The organism is Paraburkholderia sp. DD10, assembly GCF_049177125.1.
Taxonomy (GTDB): domain Bacteria; phylum Pseudomonadota; class Gammaproteobacteria; order Burkholderiales; family Burkholderiaceae; genus Paraburkholderia; species Paraburkholderia terricola.
This window is the reverse complement of the sequence record NZ_CP185393.1, coordinates 1,674,679-1,688,227: the sequence shown is the minus strand read 5'-3', so window position 1 is coordinate 1,688,227 and position 13,549 is coordinate 1,674,679. Positions and strand designations below refer to the sequence as shown.

The 13,549-nt window shown below is 63.5% G+C and carries 13 protein-coding genes; all 13 read left to right on the top strand.

From position 1 onward, the window contains the following. Positions 1-103 precede the first annotated feature (103 nt). The 13 genes from pyrH (at position 104) to rnhB (ending at position 13,501) form a co-directional block, all read left to right on the top strand. Complete coding sequence (gene pyrH, locus ACOCG7_RS22975; protein WP_007181434.1) at positions 104-817, top strand: UMP kinase; 714 nt, start codon at positions 104-106, stop codon at positions 815-817. A 100-nt stretch (positions 818-917) separates the two neighbouring features. Then, the gene (frr, locus tag ACOCG7_RS22970) at positions 918-1,478 is read left to right on the top strand and encodes a ribosome recycling factor (protein ID WP_073427982.1); all 561 of its coding nucleotides are present in this window, start codon (positions 918-920) and stop codon (positions 1,476-1,478) included. A gap of 64 nt (positions 1,479-1,542) precedes the next feature. Further along, positions 1,543-2,325, top strand: coding sequence for a polyprenyl diphosphate synthase (gene uppS / locus ACOCG7_RS22965; protein WP_073427983.1), 783 nt, complete (start codon positions 1,543-1,545; stop codon positions 2,323-2,325). After that, complete coding sequence (locus tag ACOCG7_RS22960; protein WP_073427984.1) at positions 2,319-3,140, top strand: phosphatidate cytidylyltransferase; 822 nt, start codon at positions 2,319-2,321, stop codon at positions 3,138-3,140. Before uppS ends, ACOCG7_RS22960 begins: the two co-directional genes overlap by 7 nt. 10 nt (positions 3,141-3,150) lie before the next feature. Beyond that, the gene (locus tag ACOCG7_RS22955; RefSeq protein ID WP_073427985.1) at positions 3,151-4,356 is read left to right on the top strand and encodes a 1-deoxy-D-xylulose-5-phosphate reductoisomerase; all 1,206 of its coding nucleotides are present in this window, start codon (positions 3,151-3,153) and stop codon (positions 4,354-4,356) included. A gap of 7 nt (positions 4,357-4,363) precedes the next feature. Then, complete coding sequence (gene rseP / locus ACOCG7_RS22950; protein ID WP_073428107.1) at positions 4,364-5,755, top strand: RIP metalloprotease RseP; 1,392 nt, start codon at positions 4,364-4,366, stop codon at positions 5,753-5,755. Positions 5,756-5,822: 67 nt separating this feature from the next. After that, positions 5,823-8,135 (top strand): outer membrane protein assembly factor BamA, encoded by a 2,313-nt coding sequence (bamA, locus tag ACOCG7_RS22945; protein ID WP_083083851.1) that lies wholly within the window; start codon positions 5,823-5,825, stop codon positions 8,133-8,135. 75 nt (positions 8,136-8,210) lie between these two features. Next, on the top strand, positions 8,211-8,732 hold the full coding sequence (locus tag ACOCG7_RS22940) for an OmpH family outer membrane protein (protein WP_176035760.1): 522 nt from the start codon (positions 8,211-8,213) through the stop codon (positions 8,730-8,732). Between the two features lie 189 nt (positions 8,733-8,921). Further along, positions 8,922-10,034 carry a UDP-3-O-(3-hydroxymyristoyl)glucosamine N-acyltransferase gene (gene lpxD, locus ACOCG7_RS22935; RefSeq protein WP_083083850.1) on the top strand — a complete coding sequence of 371 codons (1,113 nt, stop codon included), beginning with the start codon at positions 8,922-8,924 and terminating at the stop codon, positions 10,032-10,034. A gap of 184 nt (positions 10,035-10,218) precedes the next feature. Beyond that, positions 10,219-10,683, top strand: coding sequence for a 3-hydroxyacyl-ACP dehydratase FabZ (fabZ, locus tag ACOCG7_RS22930; RefSeq protein ID WP_073427989.1), 465 nt, complete (start codon positions 10,219-10,221; stop codon positions 10,681-10,683). Between the two features lie 98 nt (positions 10,684-10,781). After that, the gene (gene lpxA / locus ACOCG7_RS22925) at positions 10,782-11,570 is read left to right on the top strand and encodes an acyl-ACP--UDP-N-acetylglucosamine O-acyltransferase (protein ID WP_073427990.1); all 789 of its coding nucleotides are present in this window, start codon (positions 10,782-10,784) and stop codon (positions 11,568-11,570) included. Between the two features lie 3 nt (positions 11,571-11,573). Next, the gene (gene lpxB, locus ACOCG7_RS22920; protein ID WP_083083849.1) at positions 11,574-12,743 is read left to right on the top strand and encodes a lipid-A-disaccharide synthase; all 1,170 of its coding nucleotides are present in this window, start codon (positions 11,574-11,576) and stop codon (positions 12,741-12,743) included. After that, positions 12,740-13,501 carry a ribonuclease HII gene (rnhB, locus tag ACOCG7_RS22915; protein WP_083083848.1) on the top strand — a complete coding sequence of 254 codons (762 nt, stop codon included), beginning with the start codon at positions 12,740-12,742 and terminating at the stop codon, positions 13,499-13,501. The genes lpxB and rnhB overlap by 4 nt, the downstream gene beginning before the upstream one ends. Positions 13,502-13,549 lie beyond the last annotated feature (48 nt).

Sequence of the window (13,549 nt, the reverse complement as noted above, 5' to 3'; positions counted from 1 at the left end):
GAACCCCAGGGTTCGTGAATTTGGCGGCGCTTGCCCGAATCAGCGTTTCACCCCTACATTAGTCCCTTGTTGTTGCCCTGTTCTGCGCGATCTGGATACCCCTATGCCCATTGCCTATAAACGCGTCCTGCTCAAACTCTCCGGTGAAGCTCTGATGGGCGACGATGCCTTCGGCATCAATCGCGCGACCATCGAACGAATGGTGGCGGACGTGGCCGAAGTGGTCCGTCTCGGAACGCAGCTGGCCGTGGTGATCGGCGGCGGTAATATTTTTCGCGGCGTAGCAGGCGGCGCGGCCGGCATGGATCGCGCCACGGCTGACTACATGGGCATGCTGGCCACCATGATGAACGCGCTGGCGTTGCAGGACGCAATGCGCCACGCCGGTATCGAAGCACGCGTGCAATCCGCGCTGCGCATGGACCAGGTGGTCGAGCCGTACATCCGGCCCCGCGCGATTCGCCAACTGGAAGAAGGCAAGGTCGTGATTTTCGCAGCCGGCACCGGCAACCCGTTCTTCACGACGGATACGGCCGCCGCGCTGCGCGGCTCCGAAATCGGCGCGGAAGTCGTGCTGAAGGCCACCAAGGTGGACGGCGTCTATTCCGCCGACCCGAAAAAAGACCCGAGCGCCACCCGTTACACCACGATCAGCTTCGACGAGGCGATCGGCCGCAACCTGCAGGTGATGGACGCCACCGCATTCGCGCTGTGCCGCGACCAGAAGCTGCCGATCCGCGTGTTTTCGATCGTCAAGCCGGGCGCGCTCAAACGCATCGTACAAGGCGAGGACGAGGGCACCCTCGTCCACGTGTAAACTCTCGTTCACATAACGTGGGCTTTAGCGCGAGCAGTGGCCGCCGCATATCGCGCGCGCTGGCCGGCTCGCACCGTTTTGAAGGTTCGGAGGTTTAAAAATGTCTGTGGCTGATATCCGCAAGGGCGCTGAGCAAAAGATGCAGCGTTCCATCGACGCGTTCAAGAACGACCTGTCGAAGATCCGCACGGGCCGTGCGCACACTGGCCTGCTCGATCATATCCAGTGCGATTACTACGGTTCGCCGGTGCCGATCTCGCAGGTCGCGAACCTGACGCTGATCGACGCACGCACGATCGGCGTGCAGCCGTGGGAAAAGAAGATGGTGCAGGTCGTCGAAAAGGCGATCCGCGAGTCGGACCTCGGTCTGAACCCCGCCACGCAAGGCGACGTGATCCGCGTCCCGATGCCCGCGCTCACCGAGGAACGCCGCCGCGAACTGACCAAGGTGGTCAAGAGCGAAGCCGAAACGGCCAAGGTCGCCGTGCGCAACCTGCGCCGTGACGCCAACGAGCAACTCAAGAAGCTCGTGAAAGACAAGGAAATTTCAGAAGACGACGAGCGTCGAGCGGGTGACGATATTCAGAAGCTGACGGACAAGTTCGTCGCTGAAATCGACAAGCTCGTCGTGACCAAGGAAGCCGAGATCATGACGGTCTGAGGCCGTCTGGCTCAGTACCTTCACGGTTTCCACTTCTTTATTTGCAGTCACTGTCCCGACGGCCATGACCTATACCAGCTCAACCGTGCGCGTGCCTGATGTCGCCGCGGTGCCGCGACATATCGCGATCATCATGGACGGCAATGGCCGTTGGGCCACCCAGCGGCGCCTGCCGCGCGTGGCCGGCCATACGCGCGGCGTCGACGCGGTGCGTGCGGCCGTCGAGGCATGCGCCCGGCAGGGCGTCGAATATCTGACGCTGTTCGCCTTCAGCTCCGAGAACTGGCGCCGTCCGAACGACGAAGTCTCGTTCCTCATGCGCCTGTTCGTCACCGCGCTGGAGCGCGAAATCGGCAAGCTGCACGCGAACGGCATCCGGTTGCGCGTGGTGGGCGACCTGTCCAAATTCGACACCCGCATCCGCGATCTGATCAAGCGCGCGGAATCGAAGACCGCGCGCAATACCCGTCTCACACTGACCATCGCCGCCAATTACGGCGGGCGCTGGGACATCATGCAGGCTACCCGCAAGCTCGCCGAGCAATCGGCGCTGGCGGGCAAGGCGGTCGAGATCAACGAGGAATCGTTCGCCGAACACCTGTCCATGGCCTATGCGCCCGAGCCGGACCTGTTCATCCGCACGGGCGGCGAGCGCCGCGTCAGCAACTTCCTGCTGTGGCAACTCGCATACACCGAGTTCTATTTCACCGACACCTTCTGGCCGGACTTCGACGCCGACGCGCTCGGCCACGCCATCGCATCGTACGCCGAGCGTGAGCGCCGCTTCGGCCGCACCAGTGCTCAACTCGAGCCGCAATCGCAAAACGTCGATTCGCTCCCATGCTAAGAACCCGTGTCATCACGGCGATCATTCTGCTGGCGGTGTTCCTGCCGGTCACGCTGTTCGCGCCGGTGGGCGCGTTCGGCGCGCTGATCGCCTTTGTCGTCGTGTTCGCCGCATGGGAGTGGGCGCGACTGCTGAAGCTGGGCGGCGCGGGCCCGGTGATTTACGCGCTGGTCGCCGCAGTGGCCCTGGTGGCGAGCACGTGGCTCGGCGCTGGTGTCGAGAAACCCCGGCCGCTCTTTCAGGCGGCCGCCATTTTCTGGCTGATCGCGGGGCCTTATGTGCTGCTGCGCAAGCCGGCGCTCGCTCAGGGCGCCTGGCGCGCCTTCCTGTTCCTTGCCGGCATTGTGGTATTCGTCGCGTGCTGGCATGCTCTCGTCGCCGCGCGCATGAAGGGCGTGCCGTTCGTGCTGTCGCTGCTCCTATTGGTATGGCTGGCCGATATCGGCGCATACTTCTCGGGAAAAGCGTTCGGAAAACACAAGCTGGCGCCAGCCATCAGTCCGGGCAAGACCTGGGAGGGCGCGATCGGCGGCTGGCTGGTGGTGATGATCGTCGCGGCGGCGGCGGTCTTTTTGCAGGCGTTCGAGCCGACGCTGTATTCTGCGCTGCTGGCGCAACTGGGCGCCGTACGCACGCTGCTCGCACTGACCTTGCTGGTGGCATTCAGCGTGGTGGGCGACCTGTTCGAATCGATGTTGAAACGCCAGGCCGGAGTGAAGGATTCAAGCGGCCTGTTGCCGGGGCACGGCGGCGTGCTCGATCGCATCGACGCATTGTTGCCGGTGCTGCCGCTTGCCATGCTGCTGCTCGGCTAGAGAAAGAGATATGCAAAAACGTCTGACATTGCTCGGTTCCACGGGCTCGATTGGAGACAGCACGCTCGACGTCGTCGCGCGTCATCCCGAGCGCTTTTCGGTTTACGCGCTCAGCGCGCATCGCAACGGCGACAAGCTCGCCGAGCAATGCCTGCGCTTTCAGCCGGAAGTCGCGGTGGTCGGCGACGCCGACACGGCCGCGCGCGTCGCCGCGAAACTGCGCGCCGCGGGTTGCAAGACCGAGGTGACGTACGGACCGCAGGCGCTCGTCGACGTGTCGAAGAGCGACGGCTGCGACACGGTGGTCGCGGCGATCGTCGGCGCGGCCGGCCTCGCGCCCAGTCTCGCCGCCGCGCGTGCCGGCAAGCGCATTCTGCTCGCCAATAAGGAAGCGCTGGTGATGTCCGGCGCGATCTTCATGGACGCAGTGCGCGACAACGGCGCCGTCCTGCTGCCGGTCGACAGCGAACACAACGCGATTTTCCAATGCCTGCCGCGCGAAGCCGCGTTGCATGGCGGGGTCTCCAAGATCATTCTGACGGCCTCGGGCGGACCCTTCCGCACGCGTGAACCGGCCACGCTCGCCAACATTACGCCGGAAGAGGCCTGCAAGCATCCGAACTGGGTGATGGGCCGCAAGATTTCGGTCGACTCGGCCACGATGATGAACAAGGGCCTCGAAGTGATCGAGGCGCACTGGCTGTTCGGCTTGCCGGGCGAGCGCATCGACGTGCTGATCCATCCGCAAAGCGTGATTCACTCGCTCGTTTCTTACGCCGACGGCTCGGTGCTCGCGCAACTCGGCAACCCCGACATGCGCACGCCGATCGCGCACGCGCTGGCGTTTCCGGATCGCGTGGATTCGGGCGTCGCCCAACTCGATCTCGCGGAAATCGCATCGCTGTCGTTCGAAAAGCCGGATTACGCACGCTTTCCGTGTCTCGCGCTCGCCATGAAGGCGTTGGCCGCGGGCGGGGTGGCCAGCGCGGCGTTGAATGCCGCGAACGAAATCGCCGTTGAAGCGTTCCTGTCGCGCCAGATCGGTTTCATGAAGATCGCCGAAGTGGTCGAGGCGGTACTCAATGCGCTGCCGAACCGCAGCGCGCACGTGCTCGAGGACGTGATCGAAGCGGATGCCGCCGCGCGTCGCTCCGCTGCCGAACTCATCGCGCGCCTGCCCGACGGCGCACGTCGTACGGAACGCGCCGTCCAGTGAGGCGCTCATGAATCTGCTAATCGAACTGCTGGCTTTCGCGGTCGCGATTGGCGTACTCGTGGTGGTTCACGAGTACGGGCATTACAGTGTGGCGCGCCTGTGCGGCGTCAAGGTGCTGCGCTTTTCGATCGGTTTCGGCAAGCCGCTGTTCCAATGGGTAAGTCCAAAGACGGGCACCGAGTGGACCATTGCGGCCTTGCCGCTCGGCGGCTACGTCAAGATGCTCGACGAGCGCGAAACCGGCGGTGCGCCGATTCCCGCGGAAGCATTGCCGCATGCGTTCAACCGGCAGTCGGTGGGGCGTCGCTTCGCGATCGTCGCGGCCGGGCCGGTCGCCAATTTCCTGCTTGCCATCGTACTGTTCGCGCTCGTGTTCGCCACGGGCGTAACCGAGCCGGCGGCCGTGGTCGCGGCGCCGGCGTCGAATACACCGGCGGCAATGGCCGGCTTCGACGGAGGCGAAACCATTGTCGCGGCGCGTACCGAGAACGCCGGCGAATCGGAACCGGTGCGTTCATGGTCTGATCTGCGCTGGAAGCTGCTAGGTGCCGCGTTCGATCACAAGCGCGTCGTGCTGAGCGCGAAAGATGCGCACGGCACGTCCGAGTTTCAGCTCGATCTGCGCGGCATCACCGAGAAAGACGTCGATGACGACTTCATGTCGCATCTCGGTTTCGAGCCTGGCGGCGGCAAGCTGACGGTGGCGGGGGTGCAGCCGGGCAGCGCGGCGCAACAGGCTGGTCTGACGGCGGGCGACCGTCTGCGTTCCGTCGACGGCATGTCGACCGACAATGCCACGGCCTTCATCGCCTATGTAAAATCGCACGCCGGCAAGCCGATGACGCTGCAAGTGGAGCGTGGCGGTGCCGGCGCGGCGGCGGGCAAGCTCGCAGAGATTCGCATCGTTCCGCAAGCACAGCGTGACGACGCGACGGGGCAGCAGATCGGCCGCATCGGCGCGGAACTGTCCACCCAGGTGCCGTCGATCGACGTGCATTACGGGCCTATCGAGAGCCTGCAACTCGGCGCGCGCCGTACCTGGGATCTCGCGGTTTATTCGGTGCGGATGTTCGGCAGGATGATCGTCGGCGAAGCCTCGCTGAAAAATCTTTCGGGTCCCGTGACGATCGCCGATTACGCAGGAAAGAGCGCACGTCTAGGTCCTTCTGCGTTTCTGTCGTTCCTAGCCCTTGTCAGTATTAGCCTCGGCGTACTGAACTTGTTACCGATTCCGGTATTGGACGGGGGGCATCTGTTATATTATTTGGTTGAAGCTGTGACCGGCAAAGTTGTCTCCGATCGCTGGCAACTCGTTTTTCAGAGGGCGGGGCTCGCCTGCATCGTCGCGTTGTCGGCGATTGCGCTGTTCAACGATCTGGCTCGTTTAATCCATTTTTAAAGTGTCCGGCGGCGTTCACGATGGCGACCGTCTGACCTGATGCAGCTATACACACTGGGGAAGCACGTTGTTTAAACCTCATCGCTTTGTTCCAAAGACGGTTATAGCCGCGGCGTTCGCCGCGCATGGGCTGGTTGCTCACGCAACGTCGCCCTTCGTGGTGCAAGACATTCGGATCGAGGGATTGCAACGCGTCGAACCCGGCACCGTGTTCGCGTACCTGCCCATCAAGCAAGGCGACACCTTCAGCGACGACAAGGCTTCCGAAGCCATTCGCGCACTGTACGCCACGGGTTTTTTCAACGACGTCAAGATCGCGACCGAAGGCAATGTCGTCATCGTGCAGGTGCTGGAACGCCCGGCCATCGGCACGATCGATTTCTCCGGCATTCACGAGTTCGACAAGGAAAACCTGACCAAGGCGCTGCGTGCCGTCGGGTTGTCCCAAGGCCGCTACTACGACAAGGCGCTGGTCGACAAGGCCGAGCAGGAACTCAAGCGCCAGTACCTGACGCGCGGCTACTACGCCGCCGAAGTCACCACCACCATCACGCCGATCGACCGCAACCGCGTGTCGGTGCTGTTCTCGGTGGCCGAAGGTCCGAGCGCGAAGATCCGCCAGATCAACTTCATCGGCAACAAGGCGTTCAGCACCGGTACGCTGCGCGACGAAATGCAGTTGTCCACGCCGAACTGGTTCTCGTGGTACACGAAGAACGATCTGTATGCGAAAGACAAGCTCACCGGCGACCTCGAAAACGTCCGCTCGTATTACCTGAATCGCGGCTACCTCGAGTTCAACATCGAGTCGACCCAGGTGTCGATCACGCCGGACAAGAAGGACATGTATTTGACGGTCACGCTGCACGAAGGCGAGCCGTACACGATTTCGAACATCAAGCTGGCCGGCAATCTGCTCGACCGCGAGGCCGAGCTGAACAAGCTCATCAAGATCAAACCGGGTGAGCGCTTCTCGGCCGAGAAGCTGCAAGCCAGCACCAAGGCCATCGTCGACAAGCTCGGCGAATACGGCTATGCGTTCGCCACCGTCAATGCGCAGCCGCAGATCGATCAGGCCAACCACAAGGTCGACCTGACGCTGCAGGTGGACCCGAGCCGCCGCGTATACGTGCGCCGCATCAACGTGGTGGGCAACACGCGTACGCGAGATGAAGTGGTGCGCCGTGAAATGCGCCAGCTCGAAAGCTCGTGGTTCGACTCCAATCGTCTCGCGCTGTCGAAGGACCGGATCAACCGTCTGGGCTACTTCACCGATGTCGACGTGACCACGATTCCGGTCGAAGGCACGCCGGACCAGGTCGACGTGGACGTCAAGGTGGCCGAAAAGCCGACCGGCGCAATCACGCTGGGCGCGGGCTTTTCATCGACCGACAAGGTCGTGCTCTCGGCGGGCGTGTCGCAAGACAACGTGTTCGGTTCGGGCACGAGTCTCGCGGTGAACGTCAACACCGCAAAGACCTACCGTACGTTGACGGTCACGCAGGTCGACCCGTACTTCACGGTGGACGGCATCAAGCGCATTACCGACGTCTACTATCGTACGTATCAGCCGCTGTACTACTCCACGGATTCGAGCTTCAAGATCGTCACGATCGGCGGCGACCTGAAGTTCGGCATTCCGTTCTCCGAAGTCGACACGGTGTACTTCGGTGCCGGCCTCGAACAGAACCAGTTGGACGTGGACTCGAACACGCCGGCGTCCTATAAGGAATACGTCAAGGACTTTGGCCGTGTGTCGAACAACGTGCCGATCACGGTCGGCTGGTCGCGTGACGCCCGTGACAGCGCGCTCGTGCCGAGCCGCGGTTATTTCACGCAGGCGAACGCCGAATACGGCACGCCGATCGGCGGCACGCAATACTACAAGGCCGACATCAACGCGCAGTACTATTACTCGTTTGCGCGCGGCTTCGTGCTGGGCTTCAACTTCCAGGGCGGCTATGGTAAAGGCATGGGCGGCAAGCCTTATCCGATCTTCAAGAACTACTACGCCGGCGGTATCGGTTCGGTTCGAGGCTACGAGCCGAGCTCGCTCGGTCCGCGCGACGCATCGACGGGCGATCCGATCGGCGGCTCCAAGCTGCTGGTGGGGAATATCGAGTTGACTTTCCCGCTGCCGGGCACCGGCTACGACCGCACGTTGCGCGTCTTCACGTTCCTCGATGCAGGCAACGTGTGGGCCGACGCAAGCACCGCTGCGACGTCGAATGGCGCGAACGGTCTGCGCTACGGCTATGGTGTCGGTCTCGCGTGGATCTCGCCGATCGGCCCGCTCAAGCTGAGCCTGGGCTTCCCGCTCACGAAGCACACCGGCGACCAGTATCAGAAGTTCCAGTTCCAGATCGGAACGGCATTCTGATCCGGCGGCCGGCGCTCGGTGGCCCGCGATCGGGTGACGGGCTGCCGGCCAAACTACAGTATCGAGAGGATGACTTTGCTAACCGGTATGTTTTCGAAACGTGTGGCATGCGCGCTGGCGCTGGCAATGACGCTGGGCGTCGGGGTAGCGCACGCGCAGGAAGCCAGGATCGCCGCAGTGAATTCCGACCGGATCCTGCGTGAATCCGCTGCCGCCAAGACCGCGCAGATCAAGCTCGAGGCCGAGTTCGCCAAGCGTGACAAGGATCTTGCCGACATGGCGCAAAAACTCAAGTCGATGTCCGATTCGCTCGACAAGAACGGCGCGTCGATGTCGCCGGCCGATCGCGCGCAGAAGCAGCGCGACCTGTCGCAATTGGACACGGACTTCCAGCGCAAGCAACGCGAGTTTCGCGAGGACCTGAACCAGCGCCGCAACGAGGAACTGGCTGCGGTGCTCGACCGGGCGAACAAGGTGATCAAGCAGATCGCCGAACAGCAACATTACGACCTGATTGTTCAGGAAGCGGTGTACGTGAGCCCGCGCATCGACATCACCGATCAGGTGCTGAAGGCATTGGCGGCCTCGGGCAACTGAAGGCGGTCACCGGGCCACCGGTGCATACGCCGGATCGCGAAACAGACAGGTTGCAACGAACTGCAGCAAGGATGTTGCATGGGATTGGAGTAAGCGCTGAAGCGCTAACTCCAATCGACGCGCATGTTGCATGGGGTTGGAGTAAGCGCTAAAGCGCTAACTCCAATCGACACAGGAGACAGAGTAGGCATGGCATTTACGCTCGAGGACATCGTCCAACGGTTCGGCGGTGAAGTAGTCGGAGAGGGTTCGCAGCGCGTCGGCAGTCTGGCGCCGCTCGACCAGGCAGGCCCGGACCAGCTGGCGTTCCTCGCCAATCCGAAGTACCTGTCGCAGGTCGAGACGACCCGTGCGGGCGCGGTGTTGATCAACGCCGACGACCTCGCGAAGCTCGCCTCCCGCGACGCTCGTAACTTCATCGTCACACCGAATCCGTACGCTTACTTCGCGCGCGTCGCGCAAACTTTCATCGATCTCGCCTCGCCGAAGGCGGTGCCGGGCGTGCATCCCAGTGCCACGATCGATCCGTCGGCGCAGATCGCCGCGAGCGCGGTGATCGGTCCGCATGTCACCGTGGAAGCAGGCGCGGTGATCGGCGAAAACGTGCGGCTGGACGCCAACGTCGCGATCGGACGTGGCACCAGGATCGGTGCGGGCTCGCACCTGTATCCGAATGTCTCGGTGTACCACGGCTGCACGCTCGGCGAGCGCGTGATCGTGCACGCGGGCGCGGTAATCGGCTCGGACGGTTTCGGCTTCGCGCCGGATTTTGTCGGTGAAGGCGATGCGCGTACCGGCAGTTGGGTGAAAATTCCGCAGGTCGGCGGCGTCTCGATCGCGGCAGACGTCGAAATCGGTGCGAACACCACGATCGACCGCGGCGCAATGGCCGACACGATCATCGAGGAATGCGTGAAGATCGACAACCTCGTCCAGATCGGCCACAACTGCAAGGTTGGCGCCTATACCGTGATCGCAGGCTGCGCGGGGATCGCCGGCAGCACCACGATCGGCCGTCATTGCATGATCGGCGGCGCGGTCGGAATTGCCGGGCATGTCACGCTGGCCGATCACGTGGTCGTCACGGCGAAGTCGGGCGTGTCGAAGTCCTTGTTGAAGCCCGGTGTGTACACCAGCGCGTTCCCGGCTGTGAACCATGCGGACTGGAACCGGAGCGCGGCTTTGCTGCGCAATATCGACAAACTTCGCGACCGCATCAAGGCACTCGAAAACGCCGCCGCTGATAAGCTGGACAGCGCGGCGGGCAATGAGCCCGGCAATTCCGCGAGCGAGAAAGCCTGAGATATCAGGGGCAGCCGCCGGCACCGCGTAAAATAGCGGGCGAGCATCAGGAAGCAACGTCGGTTGCCGTGACCGGGTGGCATGGCCGCCGGGTCACGGCAAGCGCCGGCAGCATGCGTTACTAACCCACCTGCACCAGCATCCGCAGTCATCATCGCGCAGTCAATGCGTGAGCAGAAACGCCATGAGCACCGAAAAAATCAATCTCGACATCCACAAGATTCTCACGCTGCTGCCGCATCGTTACCCGTTCCTGCTGGTCGACCGGGTGCTCGAACTCGAGCCGCACAAGAGCATCAAAGCGTTGAAGAACGTGTCGATCAATGAGCCGTATTTTCAGGGGCATTTCCCCACGCGTCCGGTGATGCCGGGCGTGCTGATACTCGAGGCGCTCGCGCAAACGGCAGCGCTGCTGACGTTTTCGGAAGAACCGAGCGATCCGGCGAACACACTGTATCTATTCGTCGGTATCGACAATGCACGCTTCAAGCGCGTGGTGGAACCGGGCGACCAGTTGATCCTGAACTGCACGTTCGAGCGCCATATGCGCGGCATCTGGAAGTTCAAGGCGCGCGCCGAAGTGGATGGCGCCGTGGCGGCGGAAGCCGACCTGATGTGCGCCGTGCGGCATACGGATAAAGACGCCTGAGTCGGCGTCCCGGCGGTGAACGGCTGGCGCGGCTATCAGCCTCGCCGCTCCCGGCCGGGCCCATCCAGACAACGCAACAGAATCAGAAGCGAGGACGCATGAGCAGGATTCATCCCACTGCGATCGTCGAACCGGGCGCGCAACTCGACGAATCCGTCGAAATTGGACCGTATGCCGTGATCGGCGCACATGTGACGATCGGCGCCCGGACCACGGTCGGTTCGCATAGCGTGATCGAAGGTCACACCACGCTCGGCGAGGACAACCGGATCGGTCACTACGCATCGGTCGGCGGCCGTCCGCAGGACATGAAGTACAAGGACGAGCCGACCCGGCTCGTCATCGGCAACCGCAACACGATCCGCGAGTTCACCACGATCCACACCGGCACGGTGCAGGACGCGGGCGTCACCACGCTCGGCGACGACAACTGGATCATGGCCTACGTGCACATTGGCCACGATTGCCACGTCGGCAGCAACGTCATTCTGTCGAGCAACGCGCAGATGGCGGGCCACGTCACCATTGGCGACCACGCGATCGTCGGCGGCATGTCGGGCGTACATCAGTTCGTCCGGATCGGCGAGCATTCGATGCTGGGCGGCGCCTCGGCGCTGGTGCAGGATATTCCGCCGTTCGTGATCGCCGCCGGCAACAAGGCCGAGCCGCACGGCATCAACGTCGAGGGCTTGCGTCGCCGCGGCTTCTCGCCGGATGCGATTTCCGCGCTGCGCACGGCGTACCGCGTGCTGTACAAGAACGGCCTGTCGCTGGAAGAGGCGAAGGTGCAGTTGCGCGAACTCGCGTCCGCGGGTGGCGATGGCGACGCGCCGGTGCAAACGCTGCTCGCGTTCGTCGAAGCGTCGCAACGCGGCATCATCCGCTAACCGATGGCATTGCAACCGAATCCGCTGCGCGTCGCGATGGTGGCGGGCGAGCCGTCCGGCGACCTGCTGGCGGCCTCGCTGCTCGACGGCCTCGCGAGCCGTCTGCCGGCCGCCACCCAGTACTATGGGATCGGCGGACCGCGCATGATCGCCACGGGTTTCGACGCCCACTGGCCGATGGAAAAACTCAGCGTGCGCGGCTATGTCGAAGCGCTGCGGCATATTCCCGGCATTCTCGCCGTCCGCAACGAACTGAAGCGCCAGCTGCTGGCCGAGCCGCCGGCGGTGTTCGTCGGCGTGGATGCGCCCGATTTCAATTTCGGCCTCGAGCATCCGTTGCGCGAGGCGGGCATTCCGACCGTCCACTTCGTCTGCCCGTCGATCTGGGCGTGGCGGGGCGGCCGCATCAGGAAGATCGCCAAAGCGGTCGATCACATGCTGTGCGTGTTTCCGTTCGAAACGGCGCTGCTGGAGAAGGCGGGCGTCGCGGCATCGTACGTGGGCCATCCGCTCGCCGACGAAATCCCGCTCGAACCCGATACGCTCGGCGCGCGCCGCACGCTGGGTCTTGCGGAAAGCGGGCCGGTCATTGCGGTGCTGCCGGGCAGCCGTCGCTCGGAAATCGATCTGATCGGCCCGACCTTCTTCGCCGCGATGGAAATGATGCAGCACCAGGAACCGGGCCTGCGCTTCGTGATGCCGGCGGCCACACCGGCACTGCGCGAGATGCTGCGGCCACTGGTGGATGCGCACCCCGGTCTCGCGCTCACGATCACTGACGGCCAGGCGCAGCTCGCAATGACGGCGGCAGACGCGATCCTCGTGAAAAGCGGCACAGTGACGCTCGAAGCGGCGTTGCTGAAGAAACCGATGGTGATCTCGTACAAGGTGCCCTGGCTGACCGGCCAGATCATGCGCCGCCAGGGCTATCTGCCGTATGTCGGGTTGCCGAACATTCTGGCGGGGCGTTTCGTGGTCCCGGAAATTCTTCAGCACTTCGCCACGCCGCAAGCGCTTGCCGAAGCCACGTTGAAACAGTTGCGCGACGAGTCCAACCGGCGCACGCTGACGGAAATCTTCACGGAGATGCATCACGTGCTGAAGCAGAACACGGCGCAGCGTGCGGCGGAAGTCGTGGCGAGCGTCATCGAACAGCGCAAGGGGCGGCCGTGACCCAATCACGCGCGCCGCGCCGCAAGGCCGCGACCGTTGCAGGCGCGGCGGCGGAGCAGGTCGGCCTGAACTTCGAGACGCCGGACGACATCGTCTGCGGCGTCGACGAAGCAGGGCGTGGACCGCTAGCCGGTCCGGTCGTCGCGGCGGCGGTGATTTTCGACCCGTCCAAACCGATGATCCGCGGCCTCGACGATTCCAAGGCCCTCACCGCCAAAAAGCGCGAGGAACTGTACGACAAGATCGTCGATCGGGCGCTCGCTTACTGCATCGCTTCGGCAACGGTCGAGGAAATCGATACGCTGAACATTCTGCACGCCACCATGCTGGCGATGAAGCGCGCCGTCGAGGGCCTGTCGGTCGCACCGACGCTCGTCAAGATCGACGGTAATCGCTGTCCGACGCTGAGCATTCGCAGCGAGGCGGTGATCGGCGGCGACGCGCTCGTCAAATGCATTTCGGCGGCGTCGATTCTTGCCAAGGTCACGCGCGACCGGATGCTGCTCGAATTGCACCAAACGTATCCGGTCTACGGCTTCAACGCCCATGTCGGCTACAGCACGCCGCAGCATCTCGCGGCGCTGCGCGAGCACGGGCCGTGCGAGCATCACCGGCGCTCGTTCGCGCCGGTGCGCGAAGCGCATCTGCGCTTCGGCACGGGTGTGCCGCTGCCGGCGGGCGACGTCATCCTGCCCGCCATGCTCGACGATGATGCCCTGCTCGACGACGACGCTTTCGGCGAACGCAGCGGCGCGTAATCGACCAACTCGTGGGCGTGGCCAGCACGTCGCCCGCTAATCGCTCAT